General features: G+C 36.0%; 16 protein-coding genes. 10 read left to right on the top strand and 6 right to left on the bottom strand.

Annotation, left to right across the window (positions count from 1 at the left end):
* Positions 1–307: 307 nt before the first annotated feature.
* From FTRAC_RS04765 to prfB, 9 genes are all read left to right on the top strand, one after another.
* Complete coding sequence (locus FTRAC_RS04765) at positions 308–1,453, top strand: hypothetical protein (RefSeq protein ID WP_013453099.1); 1,146 nt, start codon at positions 308–310, stop codon at positions 1,451–1,453.
* Between the two features lie 330 nt (positions 1,454–1,783).
* Positions 1,784–3,517 carry a hypothetical protein gene (locus tag FTRAC_RS04760; protein ID WP_013453098.1) on the top strand — a complete coding sequence of 578 codons (1,734 nt, stop codon included), beginning with the start codon at positions 1,784–1,786 and terminating at the stop codon, positions 3,515–3,517.
* On the top strand, positions 3,517–3,903 hold the full coding sequence (locus tag FTRAC_RS04755; RefSeq protein ID WP_013453097.1) for a hypothetical protein: 387 nt from the start codon (positions 3,517–3,519) through the stop codon (positions 3,901–3,903). Before FTRAC_RS04760 ends, FTRAC_RS04755 begins: the two co-directional genes overlap by 1 nt.
* A 156-nt stretch (positions 3,904–4,059) precedes the next feature.
* Positions 4,060–5,667, top strand: a complete 1,608-nt coding sequence (locus tag FTRAC_RS04750; RefSeq protein WP_013453096.1) for a SprT-like domain-containing protein — start codon at positions 4,060–4,062, stop codon at positions 5,665–5,667.
* Between the two features lie 14 nt (positions 5,668–5,681).
* On the top strand, positions 5,682–6,101 hold the full coding sequence (locus FTRAC_RS04745) for a hypothetical protein (protein WP_148230041.1): 420 nt from the start codon (positions 5,682–5,684) through the stop codon (positions 6,099–6,101).
* Between the two features lie 222 nt (positions 6,102–6,323).
* Positions 6,324–7,109 (top strand): hypothetical protein, encoded by a 786-nt coding sequence (locus FTRAC_RS04740; protein WP_013453094.1) that lies wholly within the window; start codon positions 6,324–6,326, stop codon positions 7,107–7,109.
* Between the two features lie 373 nt (positions 7,110–7,482).
* Positions 7,483–8,031, top strand: coding sequence for a cob(I)yrinic acid a,c-diamide adenosyltransferase (locus tag FTRAC_RS04735; RefSeq protein WP_013453093.1), 549 nt, complete (start codon positions 7,483–7,485; stop codon positions 8,029–8,031).
* Between the two features lie 57 nt (positions 8,032–8,088).
* The gene (locus FTRAC_RS04730; protein ID WP_013453092.1) at positions 8,089–9,153 is read left to right on the top strand and encodes a branched-chain amino acid aminotransferase; all 1,065 of its coding nucleotides are present in this window, start codon (positions 8,089–8,091) and stop codon (positions 9,151–9,153) included.
* A gap of 601 nt (positions 9,154–9,754) precedes the next feature.
* Positions 9,755–10,847, top strand: a protein-coding gene (gene prfB / locus FTRAC_RS04720; protein WP_013453091.1) for a peptide chain release factor 2 whose coding sequence is annotated in 2 segments (ribosomal slippage) — positions 9,755–9,814 and positions 9,816–10,847 — 1,092 coding nt in all. Because the reading frame shifts where the segments join, the coding sequence is not laid out codon by codon here.
* A gap of 143 nt (positions 10,848–10,990) precedes the next feature.
* Here the strand turns inward: prfB and FTRAC_RS04715 are convergent.
* The 6 genes from FTRAC_RS04715 to FTRAC_RS04690 all read right to left on the bottom strand — a co-directional run bounded on the left by FTRAC_RS04715 (position 10,991) and on the right by FTRAC_RS04690 (position 21,013).
* Positions 10,991–12,913, bottom strand: coding sequence for a T9SS type A sorting domain-containing protein (locus FTRAC_RS04715; RefSeq protein WP_013453090.1), 1,923 nt, complete (start codon positions 12,911–12,913; stop codon positions 10,991–10,993).
* Positions 12,910–13,698 (bottom strand): PASTA domain-containing protein, encoded by a 789-nt coding sequence (locus FTRAC_RS04710; protein WP_013453089.1) that lies wholly within the window; start codon positions 13,696–13,698, stop codon positions 12,910–12,912. The genes FTRAC_RS04715 and FTRAC_RS04710 overlap by 4 nt, the downstream gene beginning before the upstream one ends.
* Entirely contained in the window at positions 13,695–16,379 is a 2,685-nt protein-coding gene (locus tag FTRAC_RS04705) for a D-alanine--D-alanine ligase family protein (RefSeq protein WP_013453088.1), read from the bottom strand. The genes FTRAC_RS04710 and FTRAC_RS04705 overlap by 4 nt, the downstream gene beginning before the upstream one ends.
* 179 nt (positions 16,380–16,558) lie before the next feature.
* Positions 16,559–19,513, bottom strand: a complete 2,955-nt coding sequence (locus FTRAC_RS19175) for a M43 family zinc metalloprotease (RefSeq protein WP_013453087.1) — start codon at positions 19,511–19,513, stop codon at positions 16,559–16,561.
* 117 nt (positions 19,514–19,630) lie between these two features.
* A complete protein-coding gene (locus tag FTRAC_RS04695) occupies positions 19,631–19,906 on the bottom strand; it encodes a NifU family protein (RefSeq protein ID WP_013453086.1) in 276 nt (91 codons plus the stop codon).
* Positions 19,907–19,918: 12 nt separating this feature from the next.
* Positions 19,919–21,013, bottom strand: coding sequence for an Mrp/NBP35 family ATP-binding protein (locus FTRAC_RS04690; RefSeq protein ID WP_013453085.1), 1,095 nt, complete (start codon positions 21,011–21,013; stop codon positions 19,919–19,921).
* A 138-nt stretch (positions 21,014–21,151) separates the two neighbouring features.
* Between FTRAC_RS04690 and dnaG the strand changes: the two genes are divergently transcribed.
* Positions 21,152–23,074 (top strand): DNA primase, encoded by a 1,923-nt coding sequence (dnaG, locus tag FTRAC_RS04685; RefSeq protein WP_013453084.1) that lies wholly within the window; start codon positions 21,152–21,154, stop codon positions 23,072–23,074.
* Positions 23,075–23,099: the final 25 nt, after the last annotated feature.

The following is a 23,099-nucleotide window of genomic DNA, read 5'->3' as shown; positions in this document are numbered from 1 at the left end:
TAATGAAAAGTACTTTGTAAAGCACACTAAGATGAAAAAACTTTATTCACCAACTATTTTTATAAAACTAAATTTGATGAAGTAGTAAGGAGTAAAATATTGTTATTCTGCTCTTATTTTAAAACTAATTAGTACTCTTCAAGAGCACTAATTAACTTATGTAATCGTTAAAAGAGCTGCTAACATTTCTTTGCTTTAAATGGCATTGCTGTGAAGCGTAAAAAGATCAGCCGCATCAGCTGATATTCGAGCTATGGTGGTGATTTTTATTGCTTATTTTATAATAACCTCAAAAGTATCCGATAAAATGAAGAAAATAGTAGGCGTAGCACTTTTGGCTTTAATGGTTTCATGTAATCTTGCTGAAGAGCAGGAAAAAGTCGAAGGTATTCAATTAAGCATCTCTTCCAGCATTAATCAAGAAAAACCCCTAAATCAAGAAATCATTAGCACGCTTACAAACTTCCTAGAAACAAAGAATGATTCCTTCAAGGAGAATAAATATTGGTTAGCAGAAGACTTTGATACCTTCTGGTTTCCCTTTCAGGATCTTTATGAAATAGAACATAAAGACAGTGCATTATATTTCTATCAGCCTTCTTTAATGGAAATTGTCAATACTGATGATGAGCAAAAGAAGTTACTGAAGCTGGCTTTTATAGGGCATGATGATACCACAAAAGAAAGCACGATCAAGAGCATTTATAATATTGTGGCCAACCAAACCGATACGGGTATAGTGTTTAGTCATCCACTGCCATACTTCACCAAGAACTGGAAAAAAATTCAGAAAGGGAGTATAGAATATGTAGTCTCACCGGATAGAGATTTCAATGAAGAGGAGGCTGAAAGGCAGCTTGAGGATATAGCTAAAATTTGTGATTTCTTTAGTACCGAACCTATGCCGATTACTTATTATTCTTGCATCGGTCTTGAAGAACTCTTTCAAATCAAAGGCTTTGATTACAATCCGATTATGTACAGAGAAGGAGGTGGGGGATTGGCTGCAACGCTCAATATTGTTTTTTCAGGGAATAGATCCGAGTTCTACACGCATGAAATTATGCATCTTTACACCAGTGCCTGGTATCCTTCGAGCACTAAACTGATTGATGAAGGATTGGCTACCTATGTTGGAGGAAGTAGAGTCTATTCTTATACATGGCATAAAGAGAACCTAAGAAGTCATATAGAAGAGCATCCTGAGATAGATTTTTCCAAACATTTAGAACCTTTTGAACGATTCTTTGCTGGCGAAACCGCCATTCCGTATATGGTTGGTGCTTTGATTTGTGAAAGAACTTATCGTTTATATGGAAAAGAAAAACTCTTGGCATTGTTAGATGGAGCGGATAATATTTGGGGACTTTTGGCTGAAGTGGGTTTAACGCAAGAAAATTTTGATGGAGAACTTAAAAAGGAATTGTCATTGCCTCCGACTTTATGCATGTAGAAAGAGCAGCGAAAGGCAAAACTTGCGCTAGTTCAAGCGTCCGCTTGGACTTTTATTAAACTTGCTCATACGTTTTAGACAAACTTTTCAGTAAATAGTATCATTTAGATGTCCAAACTTTTCATATTTCACATATATTAGCAGTTCATACATGCAATCAAAACCTGCAAACCTGTCTATTGATGGTTTTTTGCTTTGAGGAGTGTTTGAGTTCTTATAAATTAAATAGTAGTAACTGTGTCACTATCTGGTGGATAATAAGGATAGTGTTTATATTTTTGTTACTACTCAATTAGGTATAATTACCTTAAAACCAATTAAATAAAAGAAATGAAACCAAATTTCCCCAAACACAGCTGTGTTTACAAGTCAATCAAAATTGAGAAACCTTACAAACTTGCTTCACTAAACCTAATTTTCTTTTTGGCTTTTCTGTTCTCTTGCCAAGAGCAAGAGGTTGAAGCTGTTTATCCTGAAGAAGCCGCAATAAATGGCTATATTGGTCTGCAAGATTCAGAAAAGCTAAATGAGGCCTTCATGCAAGCAAAAGAGTTTGTGAACCGACCTAATCGTAGAACTAACTTTCCATTTCAATTTAGTTGGGATATGGTAGATCACAGCCGTGTACTCCAAATTGTTCAAAACGGAAATGGTAATTATTCCAATTATACCTTTTCGATAGAACAAAAAGATGAAAGCAACTTTCTTAATTTAGTTTTAAAAGAGCAGGCTGATGGATTTTACGGGGCTCTATTTGAATATCACTACCTTACTGATGCTAACGGAACCCTTGTTAATACTATAGAACGAATCAATAAGTATAGTCTTGACGGTAGGCTAATAAGTCAATATAATACTGATAGTAATAATGGTAATACAAACAGATTGCTCACAGAAACTTGCTATAAAGCTAGCGTGGAGTGGTTGGCTTTTGATGGCTCTCCGTGTGATCCTTTCGAATTTGAAGAAGAAGATGATGGGTGCTGGGAAACAGTGGTACTTACTCCTGTTAGCTGCATTCAATCTGACCCTCATGGTGGTGGCAATGATGATGGAACAAATGAAGATGTTGACGATTGGGGTACCCCATTACCCGATCCCGAAATAGGAGGTGGTACTAGTCCAGGAGGAAGTAGTTCTGGCGAACCTAGTTCACCAGAAGATGATGGTGGCAGTCCTTCAGCCCCAGGAGAAGCACAGGACGAACTAATAGGATTAGAGCCTCCCCTTAACGGACCGTCACCATTGCCACAGTGCGGTGATGGAGAAGTAAGGGTTGATGGAGTATGTATTAATGAAGAGCTTTATTTAATGGAACTTTGGAAAGCACAAATTGATCATATCAATAATCCTGAAGAGAAAAGAAAGGAACAATTAATGTATATTGCAACTCATAACGCTCAGGCAGGTAGAGATTTTAAAGATAATATTGAAAGTCTTATTGCAACCCCGGGCATTACCAGAGGAGAAGTAGATGATATCAACAAAATTGTCAATGATTACTGGGAAGAGTTGGTAGGTCGGCTAATTATGGCAAACTTTTACCCAGTTGTTGAAACGGCAAAATGGTTTGTACAATTAGCTTTGATAGAAACTGGTTCAGGGGTACTTTTTCATTCTGTAAAAGGACTCTTAAGTGTAAAGTGGGGTGTTCAACTAGCAAACATTGGAATCAATACTAAATCGATCGCTATCGTGGTCAATAGAATGAAATCAGGCTTATCATTTGGCTTGAACAATAGTTCTCTTACATTAAAAATAGGTGGAAGGAATTTACTTGGTTTAAAGAATTCTAATGGGGTTTATAAATTTACTGATGTAACAAATATTGAAGCTAAAGCCATATTTGAAGAGATGGTTGCTGGTAGAAAGTTTAAAACAGTCTTGAATGTTGATGGGAAATTGATACAGGAACTTAGGTGGCAAGAAAATGGAGTAGATCAATTCGTAAAGTTTAGAAACTTTTCTAAGACAAATGAAGGAGAAATGACCATTGAAGTACTGATGAAAGACTACGCTCACTTAAGAGGTGGTAGAGCGATTAAACTAAAATTCTATTTATAATGAACTTGTCTGATACTACATTGAAATATCTTTCAAATTTCTTTTTTGAAACTTCCGAAGAAGATGGTATTGGGGATTATTGGCTTTACTTAAAAAACTCAAATACTAGCTTTACTTTTTGTCAGATTCAAGAAATTTTCTTAGAATCTTTAAAATTTATTTGTGAGCAAGATCTAGCTGATTTCTTTGGAGCATACGATAAAGGTGAGGTTAAATGGGAAGGAGGTATTGAAAGATTTATTTCTGACCTTAAAAAATTTGTGACCAATCATAAAAAAGAAATAATAAAAACGGACTCTTTCTTTTATAATTTTAAATACTGCTTTATAAAGTGGAAGGTAGATTCTCAAGATATAGATTGGGGTCAATTTGAAAAAAGTGCCTAACATCAGATAAGAAAGCATTTGGCTTTTGTAGCAATTTTCAAATTGAGAAGGTTAAATAAGCCTTATTATTTTAATTTAATGAATACTGTCAAGCCCTACGTTTCTTATACCAAACGTTAAAACAAAAATTGGCACAAAACCAATTAAATAAAAGAAATGAAACCAAATTTCCCCAAACACAGCTGTGTTTACAAGTCAATCAAAATTCAGAAACCTTACAAATTTGCTTCACTAAACCTAATTTTCTTTTTGGCTTTTCTGTTCTCTTGCCAAGAGCAAGAGGTTGAAGCTGTTTATCCTGAAGAAGCCGCAATAAATGGCTATATTGGTCTACAAGATTCAGAAAAGCTAAATGAAGCCTTCATGCAAGCAAAAGAGTTTGTGAACCGACCTAATCGTAGAACTAACTTTCCATTTCAATTTAGTTGGGATATGGTAGATCACAGCCGTGTACTCCAAATTGTTCAAAACGGAAATGGTAATTATTCCAATTATACCTTTTCGATAGAACAAAAAGATGAAAGCAACTTTCTTAATTTAGTTTTAAAAGAGCAGGCTGATGGATTTTACGGGGCTCTATTTGAATATCACTACCTTACTGATGCTAACGGAACCCTTGTTAATACTATAGAACGAATCAATAAGTATAGTCTTGACGGTAGGCTAATAAGTCAATATAATACTGATAGTAATAATGGTAATACAAATAGATTGCTCACAGAAACTTGCTATAAAGCTAGCGTGGAGTGGTTGGCTTTTGATGGCTCTCCGTGTGATCCTTTCGAATTTGAAGAAGAAGATGATGGGTGCTGGGAAACAGTGGTACTTACTCCTGTTAGCTGCATTCAATCTGACCCTCATGGTGGTGGCAATGATGATGGAACAAATGAAGATGTTGACGATTGGGGTACCCCATTACCCGATCCCGAAATAGGAGGTGGTACTAGTCCAGGAGGAAGTAGTTCTGGCGAACCTAGTTCACCAGAAGATGATGGTGGCAGTCCTTCAGCCCCAGGAGAAGCACAGGACGAACTAATAGGATTAGAGCCTCCCCTTAACGGACCGTCACCATTGCCACAGTGCGGTGATGGAGAAGTAAGGGTTGATGGAGTATGTATTGATGAAGAGCTTTTGTTAGCAGAGTTATGGGAACAAGAAAATATTGAGCTTTCAGAAGAATTTGAGAATAACCCTTGTGCAAAAGGCGTTTATGATGATTTGATGGAGAATAATATTGCGTTTGATGTGCTAAGTGATTTTTTTGGTGATAACCCAAAGGCTAATTTGGAAATAGATTTAGTAGAAGAAATACCAACTGAGGATGGTTTTGCAAATGGAAAAACTTATGCACCTTCGAATGGAATTATTAAAATTGAATTAAGTAAATCATATATTGATGCAGGTAGGTCGAATCTTGAAATTGCTAGGACTTTATGTCATGAATTTATACATGCAGAACTTTACTATAAATATACATATCTTGATAAATCTGAATTCTATGATTTATTTAGAGAATATACTAGAGCAGAAATAGGTACTACGCAACATAATTTAATGGTGCAGTTTTATTTAGATAAACTTTCGTATATGATGAGTCAATTTGATTCTAATATAAATGGAGTCAATTTCCATACTCTTTATGAATCGGGTGCATGGTTGGGATTGGAGGAAACAGATCTTTGGGAGGATAAGACTGAGGAAGAGAAAGCCGAAATAGAAAATGATCAATCAATTTTATATAATAATAGAGAAAGATGTCAGTAATAATCTATATTATAATGAGCTTAAATTTGTGTTTGTTACAAGGGACAAAAGAAAAATCACTTTTTATAATAGCAGACAAGAATGAAAGCTCTGTAAAATATTTTCCCAAAATTTTACGATACGAAAATGAGCAGATAGCAGATGTTTGTTTTGAAACGAAAGATGTTTTTTTGTTTTCATCATTCTGTTTTAAAATAGAAGCAGAATCCAATATTGAAATACTTGATTTGAATTCAGTAGAAGGAGATATATGGCATTTTGAAGATTTCAACAAGTATGTAATTGAATATTTTGATGAAGAAAAATATAGTTGCGAAACTATGTTCGAAAATTATAAAAATATATTTATTTTAATTCCTAAGGGAGAAAAGTATGAAATGGCGAAAGTAGAAAAATGTCATACTTTTGAGATAAGTCATGGGCGGGATGAATAGCGGTTAATTAATTAAATAATGGACTTCAATGGGATGGAAACTTGTAGTAGTGTCTAACACCATATAAGAAAAAATAGGTCTTTGTGACTATTCGCAAATTGGGACGGTGTAATCCACCTCACCTTAGTTTCATAAACTTTGCATAGCCCTACGTTTCTTAAATTTAGCGGCAGCGAGCAAAATGCCCCGTCCTAAAATAAGGCTACTTTTTAACTCTGAATTATGAATAGGCTTTTAATCATAGTGATAATTTGTTTTGGCAATCACCAACTCTTCGCAACTGGACAAGCTGCAGAACGAATAATTTATGAAGGAGATACTTTAGAACTCCTTTCCTTACCACTAGAAGATATTCTAGGAGAGTACGAAGAACGAATAAAAAAGTATCCTTCTTTGAAAGGTATGTGTTCAACTGGTTTATGGCGTAACTACATTGGCTACTGGAAGATTGAAAACTCTAAATTGTATCTAATTGATGTCTTTAAATGTGGTGAGCATGCTAACAGTTTACTAGAAGAAATTTTTGACCAAGTATCTCCAATTAAAGCAGATTGGTACACTGGCAAACTATTCATTCAACATGGGAAACAGATTAAGTATCAACATTCTGGATTCGAGCGCTACTATGAACAAGAAACTGTGATTACAATCGAACAAGGCAGACTTAAAAACAAAGAATTTTTCACAAATGGATACCTTAAAGATGATCCTGGGTTCTCATGTGAAGCTGATTCCATAATGGCTAAAGTTCACAATATGATTAAGTGGGAAGAATTGCCGGAACTTTCAAAAGACTTTAAGATTTATGTGAGCTTGACAACTGGAGCAAAGGACAGTCTAAGCATTATCAAAAGCAAGGCTCCTGAGCTATATGCGGATGAACTTAATCGGGTATTAGAGGAGTTTTCAGAACTTAAGAAATTCTACTCACGGGGTGAACCAGTACGAGAACGTTTTGCTTTTCCAGTAATTTTCAGTGAGGAACAACGAAAAAGATTCGATCACTAACACAGGGGCTATTTATGAAGGTGGTTTTATCAAGCAGGATATTTTGTTTGTACTTGGATAGTCAGCCACAATTAATACATTTAATAATTGCTGTGGCTGAGTGCAGATGGTAAGCTTAGTGCTTTCCAAGTTCCACTAAGCATAGGTATAGCTTTATCTACAAAACATTATTTCCCTAGATCATCACTTTATCCACCAACTTCTATCCCCAAACCCCTAATTTCTTTCACCCTTTTCCCCTATATTTGCATCACTACAAACGACTATAAAAAATGAAATCGACAATATCAATTCCACTTCGAATTTTACACTAAGTGAAGTTGAATTTTTATTCAAAGATTCCATGTGACCATAAAATATAAACAATATACACATGAAAATATATACCAAAGGCGGAGACAAAGGCAAAACCTCTTTATTAGGTGGTTCACGGGTTTCAAAAGCGCATTTACGCATAGATGCTTACGGTAATGTGGATGAGCTGAATTCTTGGATGGGCGTTTTGCGCGATCATAAAGAAAACACGTCCCGCAACCTACTTTTTATTGAAATTCAGGATCGCTTATTTACCATTGGTTCGCAATTGGCGAAAGAGCCGGGCGAAAGTAAATTTCCTATTCCCGACATCTCAGAATCAGATGTGGAGCGATTAGAAGCTACTATAGATGAAATGAATGAGAATTTACCCCCTATGAAAAATTTCATTTTGCCGGGCGGTCATCAGTTGGTTTCTTTTACGCATGTGACGCGCACCGTCTGCAGGCGTGCCGAAAGGGGAGTGGTGGCATTGAAAGAACATGAAGAAGTCAATGATTTGATAATCACTTATTTAAATCGTTTGTCCGACTACCTGTTTATGCTTTCACGCAAATTAACGCAGGAATTGAATGCTAGTGAAGTGCCTTGGGTACCAAAAAAGTAATTGGAAATAACCCTTTTTTTTTGTACTTTTGTGCAATTTTAAACTAAACCGACCATCATGTTAGATACTTTAGATATTTCTATCCGTAAAGTTCAAAATTCCCGCATCAATGAGGTGGATTTTAACAACATCCCTTTTGGGAAAGTTTATTCTGACCATATGTTTATAGCGGACTATGAGGATGGTCAGTGGAGTGATTTAAGAATTGTTCCTTACGAAAATCTTTCCATGGCTCCGGCTTCAAGTGTTATTCATTATGGTCAATCTGTTTTTGAAGGCTTAAAAGCCTATAAAAACAGTAATGGCGAAGCTGTGGTTTTTCGTCCTGAGGCGAATGCCAAAAGGTTGAACAAATCAGCTGAGAGAATGTGCATTCCAGAAGTTCCAGAAGAGCTTTTCATTCAAGCTATGACTGAGTTACTAAATTTAGATAAAGACTGGATTCCGAACAAAGAAAATACAGCGCTTTATATCCGTCCATTTGTGTTTGCTATGGACGATTATATCGGCATCAAGCCATCTGAAAAATATAGATTTATGATTATCACTTGTCCAGTAGGCGCTTATTATAGTGAGCCGGTGAAAGTGAAAATCGAAACTGAATTTACCAGAGCGGCTAAAGGCGGAACAGGTTATGCTAAAGCAGCAGGTAATTATGCGGGATCTTTATATCCTGCTAAATTAGCTCAAAAGCAAGGTTATCACCAATTGGTATGGACAGATGCTTCAGAGCATAAATACATTGAAGAGTCAGGCACCATGAACATTATGTTTGTGATCAATGATACTTTGATTACGCCAGAGGCTAGTTCTACTATTTTGAGAGGGATTACACGTGATTCTGTTTTGACGCTTGCTAGAGACTGGGGCATGAAAGTAGAGGAAAGGAAAGTCAGCATTAAAGAAGTAGTTGATGCTGCTAAGAATGGTACATTGCAAGAGGCTTTCGGAGCTGGAACTGCTGCTACTATTGCGCATATCAAGCTGATTGGTCATGAAGGCGTAGACTATCAATTGCCTGCAATTGAAGAAAGAGAATTCTCTAATAAAGTCTTAAAAGCAATGGACGCAATCAAATTAGGCGAAGCTGAAGATAAATTTGAGTGGATTTATAAGCTTTAACTTGTAGTAAAAATATTGATCTTGCCGTATGATGAATGATTGTACGGCTTTTTTTTAGCCCCCTAACCCGCCAGCTGGCGGGGAATAGTGAGCACTGAAATGCTTTTGCTTTTTAATTTGATTCAGTATCACTTTACTATACTTTTTGCGTAACGGTTGATGAAAATAGTGATGTAATTTATTGATTCCATTGATTTAAATCTATGTGTCTACCTACTGGAAGCTACTTTGTAGAATCAGATTATTGTAGAGGAATTTTTTAAATAGTAAACCGGTAGAATGATTAATTGAAACTTGCTCGAAGAGAGCGGGAGGGAGGAAAGTTTAGCGGGCCAGCGATGGCCTTGTGGGTGGAAGCATTAAACTTTCTTGAATTTTTGTTTCTTTTTGTTCAAGCAAAAAGAAAGGAAGAAAGAATAAAGCGAAAGACTCTGCCTTGTATAGATGTTAAATCTATAAAGCCTAGGATTCTTTCTTTTTCATCAAGGAAAAAGGAAGGTAATTGAGCTATAAAAACATAACTTTGAATTCAATTGAAGCTGAAATTTTTAAGCTTCCTAATTTTAAGGTTTAAATTTTAAAAACATAAATAACTGTCCTAATGACTAGTGACGATTTAAAAGATTTAAAGGCCCGAGTGGAAGCACTTCGGGGGTATCTTTGACTACAACAAGAAAGTTGAAGAAATAAAAGAACTTGAATTAGTATCAGCCCAGCCTGATTTTTGGAACGATTCAGATGAGGCTGAAAAAACCATGAAAGTCATTCAAGGCTTAAAGGAATGGACTAAACATTTCGATGAGCTTAGTGAATTGTATGGTGAGGTAGAAACCTATTATGAATTCTTGGAGATGGGTGAGTCCAGCGAGGAGGAAGTTTCCAAAGCCTATAAAAAAGCCTTGACCAAAACGGAAGAACTGGAGCTGAAGAAGATGCTATCTTCGGAGGAAGACCAACTTTCGGCTATGCTACAAATCACTCCTGGAGCTGGCGGTACGGAAAGTAACGATTGGGCAGGAATCCTGATGAGGATGTATATCATGTGGGGAGAAGCTAATGGTTATAAAGTTCGAGAAGTGGATTTTCAAGAAGGCGATGTAGCAGGCGTTAAATCCGTTACTTTGGAATTTGACGGCCCACAAGCTTACGGCTTCTTAAAATCCGAAAATGGCGTACACCGATTAGTTAGAATTTCACCTTTTGATAGTGGCGGTAGAAGACATACTTCATTTGCTTCGGTTTATGTTTACCCTGTTGTGGATGACAGTATTGAAATCGATATCCATCCAAATGATGTGGAACTACATACTTCCCGTTCTGGTGGTGCGGGTGGTCAGAACGTGAACAAGGTGGAGACCAAAGTTCAGTTAACCCACAAGCCGACAGGTATAGTGGTAGTTTGCCAAGCTAACAGAACCCAGCTAGGCAATAGGGAAGAGGCTATGAAAATGTTGAAATCCCAATTGTATCAGATTGAAGTAGAGAAGAGGAGTGCTGAAAGAAATGAAGTAGAAGCAGGCAAGAAGAAAATTGACTTTGGTTCTCAGATAAGGAATTACGTATTGCATCCTTATAAATTAATTAAAGATGCCAGAACAGGAGTAGAAAGAACTGATGTTCAGAATGTTTTGGATGGTGATTTGAACGACTATATCAAAGCTTATTTAATGGGCAGTGATGAGACAGAGGATTGATATGAACAGAGTCTAGATTTTGATTTAGAGGTATTGTTTCAGAAGGTCGGTGTGCCATCGACCTTTGGACAGTTTGTAATTTAGAGCCCTACAATCCTTACCCGTGGTCGGTGGCACACCGACCACTTGAAGTATTAGAAAAATCACTTCCTCAACATCACCTTTAAGGTAGAAAACTTATTTCCCTTTCTTAATTTAATGAGGTACAAATTGTCGGGCAGATGGGAGATATCAATCGATTGACTGCTGTCAATTTTTGTTTCACTTACTTTTAACCTTCCTTGCAAATCATAAATTTCAATTTGATCTACTTCTTGTGTTAATTTTATGATTCCCTTGCTTGGGTTAGGGTATGCTTTTACATCAAGCATTTGACTTATTTTTTTGTCATTTGAAACGGGCACTTCCTTAGCATCAAATACCGGACGGATCATCACACTACCTTTGAGCGTTTTGTTGGGTTCCCATTCACCACCCTGATTGTAAAATAATCTAGTAGCACTATTGGTGTTTTTATCAAACCCAATGGAGACTGGAACATCATTTTCTTCTCTATATCCTATAAAGAATTCATCTTTCAACAGCACCGGTCTATCAAAGGTGAATCTCTGAAATTGATTTACGGATTCAGTTTCATTTATCAGGACATTTTTTGCTCTCAAAATATCATTAGTATTTGAGGTTAAATCATCCCAAACCAATAATGTTATATTCTGAGTGGAGGCATTTTGACCAATATTAGGTACGTAAATCTCAATCCCGGTAAGAAACTGTTCTCCAATTAGATCAAATGATTGCGCTAATTGATAATTTCTGGAGTTGAGTTGCACCCTCGATTCAGCAGTACCATCATCAAAAGCATAATAGTCATGCAATGGAATAATTGTGGAAACCGTATCGTTTTGTCTGAAGCTTAATTCAGGATAGTAAACGGCAACACCGTCAATGGTTTCAAAAAACAGACTATCATTCGTTCCTAAATTGAATTGAAATTTTAAATAAACGGAGTCTTCACTATCCTTTTCTGACAACAGATGATCAATGAATTGATTTTTATTTTCAGGGTGATAAATAAACTGTGCGGTATCCTGTAAATCTGTTAAAAACACGCCATCAACTTCTAAAGAATCAATGATTTGATTGGGTTTTAAAGTGTCATATACAGTGCTGAAAAATTCAGTTCCGAATGAGAAATTATTGGCATTTCCAGCCCATAAGTTATTGTAAATAAAGGAGGCGGTATCGATATTTTCTACCAACCAAGTTTCATTTAGGTGTTTTAAAGGAATTGCGTAATAATCAGCAAAAGGAGTTTTTGGATTCTCGGAAAATGTACGGTCCTCATAGGAATCATAAGCATTATCTTGGGTATTGACAGGAGTGTTTCCAGCATTTAAATAAATGTAATCCAAATTCCAAATGTCGAAATCACCAGACAAATTACCTTTCACTTCAAATTTGAACTGAAAACCTGCATGAAGAAACTTAGCTTCATTGATTCTTTCGAAGTGCTGTGAAAATAATGATCTTTCGAGATTCCCTTCACCTCCGAAGGCCTGCACTAATTCCCAATTACCTTCAGCATTCTTAAAGCTTATTTTTAATGAATCTTGAGCGTCAGGCGCATTTCCTCCAAAGCCTTCTTGCAAGAAAAAGCTGAGGTTAATATTTGAATTTTCATTGAAGGATGATAAGTCAATGGGTTTTGATACTAGACTGTCTCCAATACCATTTGAATTATCTTCTGTATTATAGGAAAGTCCATTTCCATCGAAACCATCTAAGGTAGCTACATTATAAGACGGAGGAAGGTAAGAGTATCCGTTATTGACAAATACATGCTCACCATATTGCCAAACATTAGAGTCGGGCACTTGACTTTTGTATGAAAAATCATCCCAGATAGGCAGGCTAATGGTGTCTTGGTTAGCAATTTGCCTCATTTGAAAGTTGGATTTCTTTTTTGAGAGATGACCTATAGGGCTTTCTATAATTTGCCCATAAAAAGCCATTGATTGGAATAGAAATCCAATGATTAAAAATATTTTCAGCCAAGCTGATCTCATATTTCTTCAGGAGTCAATAATTCATCTTGATTTTTGGGTGCTACAATCCAAAGATCCACTTTGTTCCCTGTCCTGACGGAAGTGCCTGCTTCAGGATATTGCTGTAATACAATTCCAGCAGCTTTTTCATCATCTTCACGTGTTCTTACTTTCCCTATTTGTAAACCGCTGCCGATAATAATAAATTCTGCTTCCTCTTGTTTGCTATCCACTACATCAGGCATAGCAAAAGGTCTCCCTAGTCCATTTCCGATAACCAGGTCAATTGTAGAGCCTTTAGGTAAATCAGCACCAGGCTCAATTTCTTTTCCGTTTAGCTTTTGCTTCAAAACTGCATTTTGAAATTCATGTGGTTCATAACTGATTTCGCCCAATAGCAAACCATAGCTTTCTAAAACCATTTGCGCATTTTTTAATGAGCCATCAATTAATTTCGGCATTTTCACATTGGGTGGACTGGTGGCATTTAATGAAACGTAGATTTTTCTATTTTCTTTCACCTTTTTGCCCTCTTTCGGATTTTGGCTTAAGACTGTTAAAGGAGGGTATTCTGCCGAATAACCAGAATCTGCGGTAACTTCATATCTTAAGTCTCTTTCCAATAAAAATTCGTCCAATTCTTCTAGATGAACGCCTTCCAATTGTGGCACTGTAATGCTCTCCCCATGATGCGTGGTAACTGGTAGGTAGATATAAAAGAACGTTAATACGATGATAATACCTAACCCTATAATTATGCCCAGGTGTATAAGTAAATCTTTTAAAGAATTAGCTTTTAGCTTCATTTTGTAATGGTTTGTTTTTTCATTTTTTCAGTTCCGAAAGCAAGTATTTTATCAATAAAATCGTAGGGCTTATAGCCGTTGATTGCAGTTTGATGAAAAATACAAGTTGCCGGTGTCATACCAGGCAATGAGTTAACTTCAATAATAATGGTTTCTACGCTCAAATCCTCGTAAACCCTTACAAAAGCATCAATTCTTGCATAACCCGTAATATTGAGCACTTCTGCAGTCTTTTTCAATGTGGCTTTTACTTGCTCTGCCACTACTTTATAGTTTTCTGCCTGTGGCGTATACCGTGCAGGCGTTATGTTTTGACCTTCTCCTGCAAGAAATTTTTCTTCCAAACTTAAAACTTCACCTCCTGCTAACGCTTCTGAGGGCTCAAATATTTCATATTCGATACTTCCATCTTCCTTGAAATGTGTTAATAGTCCGCCTGTTATTTCTAAGAAGTATTTGGCATCTTTCTTTTCTATCAATTCTTCCAATAGAAAGAAATTCTTTTGAGGAAATTCTTCATTTTTTTTGAGCTTTAAAATATTGGCTAAATCCTCTATAAATTCTGCTTGTGGTCGAAACATCATACCAGCAAATGCTTCAAGTTCTGCTTTGTTTTTTATCTTCTTTACGGCCGAACTACATCCGTCATCAGCTGGTTTGGCAATTAAAGGATAGCTTAATTGCTCTTCAATTGCTGCTATCTCTGCTTCCTTGTTGCTTTGCCATTTGTTTTCAAATACCAATCTGTGGTCAGCTACTGAGATTCCAGCATTTTTCAGAATTTCGTTGGTGTCATATTTATTGATAGTGATTTTTGAACTTTCAACATCTGAACCATTATAGGGGATGTTCAATTTTTCCAGTTCAGCTTGAACGGCTCCATCTTCTCCTGGTCTTCCATGCAGGGCTATGAAGGTTACATCAATGATATCAGGTAAATCATGATAGCTAATCTTTTTTAGTACTATATTTTCTATGCCCACGTATTTCTCTGTAATCTCGCTGCTTTCAAATTTGATTTGAGAGATTATAGGGTGTACCTCATAATTCTGTATCTTGTCTTTTATATCGTCAGCATTGTCTTTTAACATAATGTTAATAGGCAGGACATAAAGTTCATGTTGATCTTCATTTCCGCTTAAGAATATCGGGATAGGTAAATATTTTTCAGAGGAAGATAGTTTTTCATAAATATTTCTTCCGCTTTCTACTGAAATATGTCTTTCCGTGGAGAAACCACCCATTATAACCCCAACATTGATTTTCTTTTGAGCTTCTTTCTTTAATCCTTCTAAAGCAGCATCAAGCTGTTTTATCATTTTTTGCAATTCAAAATGATGCTTGCCAGTTTTGAGACGAGCTTGTAAAGAGGTTCTAATAATATAGCTCAGGAATTGCGAAGGATTCAATCCAATTTCAGCTGCTTGATGAAAGAAAAATGAAGAGGGCAACATGCCTGATGTTGTGTTTGGATCGTTTAAAAACACTTTCCCTTCTTTGGTGATAAAACCATCTATTCTTGCATAAACATCAATTTGCAATGCCTTAAATAAAGCAGCACACTGAGATCTAATTTTTTCAATAATGTCTTGCGGAGCATCAATTGGTGTGATTTTTCTACTGATGCCTGGCAAGTATTTAGAACGATAGTCAAAAACATCTTTTCCTTTTCTGATTTCCGTAGGAGGCAATGCAATCGGTCTTTCATTCTCATCTTGAATGACAATGCAGGAGAATTCCTTTCCTTCAATAAAGGACTCAATTAAAAGGGAGTTCTCAGAATCGATAGCTTTAAGTTTAATACTTTGCTTTTTCGCTGTAAAGGTATTGTTGAGGAATTCCAATAATTCATCGGGAGTATACAGCATTCCTTCCTCAGCAATTACAGGTAAGCCTATACCTTCCCTGATATCAACTAATTTGGCAATAAACCCAATTTTCTCTTCTTGGGAATAGCCATTCCATTCGTCCTCAGTAATTTCCAGTTCGAAGAAGCTTTTTTGAACAAGCTTTTCAAATTTGTTTGGATCATCCTCGTTCAAAATGCTGACGCCAATAGATGAACCTTGGTGAGGAGCTTTTATAACCAAAGGTAAGCCTAATTCCTTCTTTAAGTTTTGGTAAATGTTTTCATGCGGTTGATGATTCCAGTCGTTTTGGTTCAGAATACGACTTTTGGGGCCTTCAAAACCAGCTTGCTGCAAGAACTGTCTTTGAGCAATTTTACTGATTCCAATAGCTGAGGGTAAAATTCCAGCACCGCTAAAAGGTATGCCATTCCATTCTAAAATACCTTGAATATTGCCATCTTCTCCATAAGGACCATGAAGAGCTAGAAATGCAAAATCAATGTGTTTTTTGAAGTCGGAAGGATTGATTTTTTGACCAACTTCTGCGATAAGTTTGTCCCAATCCTCATCAGATAAATTCTTTAATGATTCGGCATAAATTTGAACGGGTAAATCAGATTTCGGTAAGAAATTAACAGGAGGATAAAAGTCACGAATAGTGCCTTTGTAAATATATTGCCAATCGAGCAAAACAAAGTGTCCTTTGCTATCTATAAAAATTGGAACAGCATCAAAAATAGATTTATTAAGGTTGTCATAGACCGTTCTTCCACCTGCAAAGGAAATTTCTCTTTCTCTTGATTGCCCTCCAAAAAATATTCCGATTCTCATGTATTCAGTTTATATGAATTATATTTAACTCTAAGTGATAGTAGTTCTGTTACTTAAACCAAACAGTTTACTTAACTAAGTAAAGCTATACTAAAATGTAAAAATAACATATCAATTAGAATTCTACCTATGAATTGTAGTTTGTAAATTTAAAAACAAAAAAGATTTTTGAAGAACAGCTATTTTTGAATCATGAATCTTTCTGACGCAGAGAATCTGTTGGTTCTCAATCGTAAAATATACATCCCCTCAGCCAATTGTGAAACATCAAAACTAATAAATTGATTTAGGATTTTGGGCTCTGTAAAATCTAAAATAACATTCCCTTTCATATCCAATATTTGGAAGTATCCTTCTTCAGCTATTTCTAAATTCAAGTGCAAATTAAGGTCATTTTTGGCAGGATTTGGATAAATGACAAATGGCTTTCTGACATTTGGGTAGGGTGGTGGTGGTGATTGCCCTACAAAAAAAGTGATATTTTTTAAATAGATGTTTTGTCCATTGTCATGAGTGGCTTTAAAAGCAAGTCGTATTTTATCTCTATAAACATAGGGGGAGAGGTCTATGAATTCATTTCTCCATACTAATTGAGTAGGGACATCATTTCCGAAAGAAGTAGCCAATGAATCTCCTGATTTACTATAAATTAAGGTTCTAAAATTTGCGCCATTATCATCAGAAAGATAAATTTCAAACTTTTCAGATTGCCTCAAAGCCTTTCTGTAAGAAACATCGAATATTAAACCCAAATAATTCGTATTGCTGACATCCAAGAGAGGGCTTATCAACCAATCTTCTGAGGATTCTGTGGTGATTTCCGAAGAATTACTTTTAACAGCGAAATCAGCAGAACTGTATTCCCATCCCTTATCCTTCTCTGGGTTAAATTCAAACCAGTTGTTACTGTTGCTACCATTAAACACTAGCCTTAATGGAGGGAGTTCTTCAATGCAATTTTTTTCGAATGGAAGATAAAAGGAATTGGCTATCTCTCCTTCAACGCCATTTGTTATTGCCCTTATTTCAAATTCACCCACATTTTGCTCAGGCTGTTCAATTAAAATATCAACTTCCGTATCCTGTCCGGCTACTAGCAATTCCTCATTTAAGATATAGTCTTTTATGAGAGACCCATTATTTAATATCTCAATTTTATAATTGCTAATATTTTCCCGTCCAATGTTTTTGATTACCAGTTTTCCTTCTAATCTTTCTTCGCAAATAAGCGGATTTATCTCTTGCCATTTTACAATACCAATTTCTCTATTTTTTTTGCTTGATTCTTCTATTTTGAATTGACTGACATAAAAATTATTACCAAGTCTGTTTTCCGCAACAATATTAAAACAGACGGATTCTTCATCTCTCAAACGATTTAAATCAATTTTCACTGTGTCCCAATCCAATCGAAACTGTGGTGTAAAAACCGAATCAACGGTATAAGCTGTAGATATATCAGTTATGCTATTTGAAAATATCAAATCATCGAAATTTCTTCCACAGTCATAGGATGCATAAATACTAACTCTGTTAGGGATTGAATCCGCTACTTGTGAAAATACAAAACTCAGTTCGGGTACATCTAGTGTTGTGAAATCAAAAATTGGAGAAATTATTTCTTCTTTTTGTCCAAAATTTTGCCGGTTTTCATAGAAAGGAATTCCTATTGCCTCATCATAAATCTGCCAGGATTCTTCTTCATCTCCGTTTCTAATAAACCAAGAGTTAATATTGTTATTGAATTTCTTTTCATAAGGTAGGTCTGCGTTTTCTAGTTTTTGAAAATATTCAGTTTTTTGGTTGTTGTCCAAACGTTCATCTTGAAAATTTCCCTCGAGGTTTAGGCTATAGAATATGGAATATTCAGCGGTTTCCTCAAAATTAAGCAGTGAAAAGAAAACCTCTTTTTCTTCACCGCTTTCCAGTGTTTCATTGAATGTTAATGTTTCAGTCAGTTCTCCGTCCACGAGCATTTGAATAGAATATTGATCCAGAGGAAAGAGGCCTTGGTTTTTTATTTTGATTTGTGGAGTGAAATTTCCGCTGCAGCTACCAGTATATTGTGAATTGATTTCTGTCAATCCTAAATCGCGATTAAAAACAGGTGGTTCTTCTAGTCCAACTGATTCTGTAAGGCTTTTTCTTCTCGGACTATTTTCAACCACTGTCCGCACTCGAGATTTTTGGTCAAGCGTGAATATATTCATACAAGCATCATTTGTATAATCCATGAAGTTTTGCGCCATATCCAAACTTTCACAGGTAGTTTTAGCTAAATCACAACCAGTACTCGATCTGCTTGCAAAAGGAGTGTCTTCGCAATAGTCATCAACTGAGCAACCACCATCTCCCCAAATGTGTCTTAAGCCAAAGAAATGACCCATTTCATGTGTTGCAGTTCTTCCTTTGCTTTCGAAACTGGGGCTATCAGGGTTTTCTCCAAAGTAAACATAATCCAATGTTACACCGTCAATCAACCTATTGTTACTGGCTGCATCCAATCCTGGTAAATTTGAAACAGGAAATTCGGCCCAGCCTAAACTGCCGTTTGCTAAATCGGCAACCCAAATATTAAGATAGTCCTCAGCGGGCCAATAACTTTCAGAACTTAAGATCGCTCTTTCTTGATAGCCATAAGAGGCTTGGCTTCCAGGCATTCTTACAATTCCATTTGTTTCAAAGCCGTCTGGATCTTGCTTTGCATAGATAAACTCAATTTCAAATGATGCAGCTAGATTACTAAATTCTTCTAAAGTCTCTGTAGCATCTGTATTCAATCTGTTAAAATCTTCATTCAAGATTTCTAATTGACGATCGATTCTACTTTTAAGTAGATTACCACCGATTCCTACAGGCTCCCCATTATGAATCACATGAAATACTACTGGAATTTGAACTAAATTGGATTGATTTCTTTGCGATGACTGAAATCTAAGCTTTTTCTTTTCAGAAATCCATTTTTCGAATTTTTCAGTGCTTAATTCTGGATACTTACTTTCTCTTTCTTCTAATAGTTGGGGGACAGCACACCGTTCTTGCGCTAGAATTTGATGAAAACTCAAGAGTAATAGATAAATAAAAATACCACTCCCAAAGACGTATTTGAAATAAGAGTGGTATAGTTGTTTCATTTGGTTTAAACAGTTTACTCTAAATTTAATTAGACTTCAAATTAAAACCAAGTAATAAGCGGTATCAGAATTGAATCCAAAATTATCTTCTGAAAAGAATATGAATTCGAAATATAATTATCGCATTGTATGGGGCAATTCTGCATTTGGATCATCAGCTGAAGTTATATTAACTGCTTCAACAGAAGTCACTTCTGGCACAGATTTTTTGACAGCTTCTTCAACGCCTGCTTTCAAAGTCATAGTTGACATTGGGCAGTTGCCACAAGCACCTAATAATTCAAGACGTAAGACACCTTCATTTAAATCCAAAATTCTAACATTACCACCATCTGCCTCTAGATAAGGTCTAATGGAATCCAATGCTTTTTCTATTCTATCTAAAACATCCATAATTTATTGATTTCAACTCGTCATTTCTACTGTTTTGGTGCCCGCCATGCTTGCATTTCTGATGGCAACTTGTCGGGCTAATTTTTGTGCTAAATCCTTAAATGCATCTGCTGATGGTCCTTCCTTCATTGCGGTAGGATAACCAGAATCTCCGCTTTCTCGGATAGATTGTACTAATGGCATTTGTCCTAAAAATGGAATCTCATATTCCTCGCTCATCTTGTAACCACCACCTTCACCAAATATAAAGTATTTATTGTCAGGTAATTCTGCAGGTGTAAAGTAAGCCATATTTTCAACCAATCCCAGAATTGGAACATTAATTTGTGGTTGCTTGAACATTCCTATAGCTTTTTTAGCATCAGCTAAAGCTACCTTTTGCGGAGTGGTCACTACCACAGCCCCAGTTACCGGAATTGTTTGTACCAATGTCAAATGAATATCACTAGTCCCAGGAGGTAAATCAATTAATAGATAATCTAATTCTCCCCATTCCGTATCTCCTATGAATTGTTTCAAAGCAGAGCTTGCCATTGGTCCTCTCCAAACCACCGCATTATCAGGCGGGGTTAAGAAGCCAATGGAAATAAGTTTAATTCCATATTGCTCAATAGGTACGATTACATTTTTACCGTTCACTTGCTTTACTTCTGGCTGTTCAGCTTCGCAATTGAACATAGTAGGGATTGAAGGCCCGAATATATCGGCATCAATTAACCCAACTTTTGCGCCTTGTTGAGCCAAAGAAACTGCTAAATTAGCCGTAACAGTAGATTTTCCAACTCCTCCTTTACCAGAACCAATGGCAATAATATTTCTTACATTGGGTAGTAAGGGGGCAGTACTTCGTGTTGAAGTCACATTAGAAGTCATATTTGGAAAGACTTGTAAATCTGGATCTACATGCTTATGTATGGCATTTATACAATCATTTTTTATGATTTCTTTCAGAGGGCAAGCGGGTGTGGTTAATACCACGGTAAAATATACTGCATTGCCATCAATGCTTACATCTTCAATCATATTAAGAGTCACCAAGTCTTTTTTGAAATCCGGATCATCTACAGTTCCTAATGCTTTAATTATGCTATCTTTAGTAACAGCCATATATATCTTTTATAATTAAAAAAATCGTAGTTTTGTTTTGAAATTGTTGCAAGTTAATCTTTATCGAATTAGCTAACAATTCATACGGGAAATTAGTTGGAATTAGTTTAAATAAAAGTAAAAAAAATTGATGATTCTGTGGGATTAAGTCCAAAAACCATACAAGAGGTACAAGATAGAGCCGAAATTGAGGAGGTAGTAGGCGACTATGTGCCACTCAAAAAGAAAGGGCAAAACATGTGGGCTTGTTGTCCTTTTCATGATGAGAAAACTCCATCTTTTTCCGTAGCACCCAATAAGGGTATCTACAAATGCTTTGGTTGTGGTAAAGCAGGCGATTCTATTCAGTTTATCATGGATTTGGAAGGGCTTAATTTCCCTGAAGCCATTCGTCAACTAGCCGATAAATATGGTATTGAAATTGAAGAAACTGAATCTTCTCCGGAACAACAAGAGGCTTATAATGAAAGGGAAAGTCTTTATATTGTTTTAAATTTTGCTGCTGAGTATTTCAAAGATTTGTTGCATAATCATCCTGAAGGAAAGTCCATCGGTTTGAGTTATTTCAAAGAAAGAGGTTTCTCACATGCCACTATTGAAGAGTTTGATTTAGGATTTACTTTAGATCAATGGGATGGTTTAATAAAAGCAGCCAAGGCAGCGGGGCATTCCGAAGAGCTATTGGAAAAAGCAGGTTTAATTATAAAGAAGGAGGATAAAACCTATGATAGATTTCGTAATCGAGTAATTTTCCCTATTCATTCCATTTCTGGAAAACCAATTGCCTTTGGTGCCAGAATACTTATCAATGATAAAAAGCAACCTAAATATATAAACTCTCCCGAAACGGATGTTTACCATAAAAGTGAAGTCCTTTACGGAATAGCTCAAGCTAAAAAAAGTATCAGAGATGAAGAGAATTGCTATTTGGTAGAAGGCTATACTGATGTGATTTCGTTACATCAATCTGGGGTGGAAAATGTGGTGGCGTCTTCAGGGACATCCTTAACTACTCAACAGATTAAGTTGATAGGGAGGTATGCGCAAAATGTTACCGTTCTATTCGATGGAGATGCGGCAGGTTTGAAAGCTGCCATGCGAGGTATCGATTTGATTTTGGAAGGCGGATTGAATGTTAAAGTAGTTATTTTCCCTGATGGTGAAGATCCTGATAGCTATTCCCAAAAAATGGGAGATGAAGCTTTCAAGAGCTTTTTAAAAGAAAATGCAAAAGATTTCATTCGCTTCAAATCGGATTTGTTGTTGGAAGAGACCAAACAAGATCCGATCAAGAAGGCCGAGACTATCCAGGACATAGTTCGCTCGATTTCTAAAATTCCTGACCCTGTTAAAAGGGCAATTTATATTAAAGAATGTAGTGATATTCTGGAAATAGATGAAGCACTATTAATTGCAGAACAGAATAAGGTTGTTTTAAGGGAAAAGGAAAGCAAAGGGGATATCACTAAGCGTCAGGCTAATTATTTAAGTGAAAGTTTTAGTCAAGCCCCTGAGCAAATTCAAAAACAATACACGCCTTTTGATGTAGCTGCATTACAAGAAAGAGAAAGTATAAGGTTATTACTCACCTATGCTGAACTGCCTTTGGCGGATGATAAATTAGTGATAGATTACTTGTTACAAGAATTATCCGATACTGATTTTATACATCCTGTTTATGCTGAAATACTTGAGGATTTTGTTTCTCATCTTAAAGATGGGACTATTTTGAATGAATCTCATTTTATTAAAAATGGTTCTGAAGAAGTGAGGAAAGTAATATTTTCACTATACACAGATCGCTACGAGTTGAGTGAAAACTGGGAGAAAAAATTCGAAATTTACACGCCTCATGAACGTCACATTCTAAATGACTCGATTTATATTCATGTTTTAAGATTAAAACACCGATCCATTCTTCATTTAATTGACAAAAACACAGAAAAGCTTAAGGATTCTGTTTCCCAAGAAGATGAGCAGATAATTTTACAGTATTTAATGCAGCTTAATCAGGCTAAAATGGAAATTGGCAATCTATTAGGAATGGTGGTTGTTAAATAGTGTAATCTTCAAACACTTGAAGAAT

It is taken from the genome of Marivirga tractuosa DSM 4126, assembly GCF_000183425.1.
Classification (GTDB): domain Bacteria; phylum Bacteroidota; class Bacteroidia; order Cytophagales; family Cyclobacteriaceae; genus Marivirga; species Marivirga tractuosa.
The sequence above is the reverse complement of the archived record's forward strand: the minus strand, read 5'-3'. Positions and strand labels throughout refer to the sequence as shown.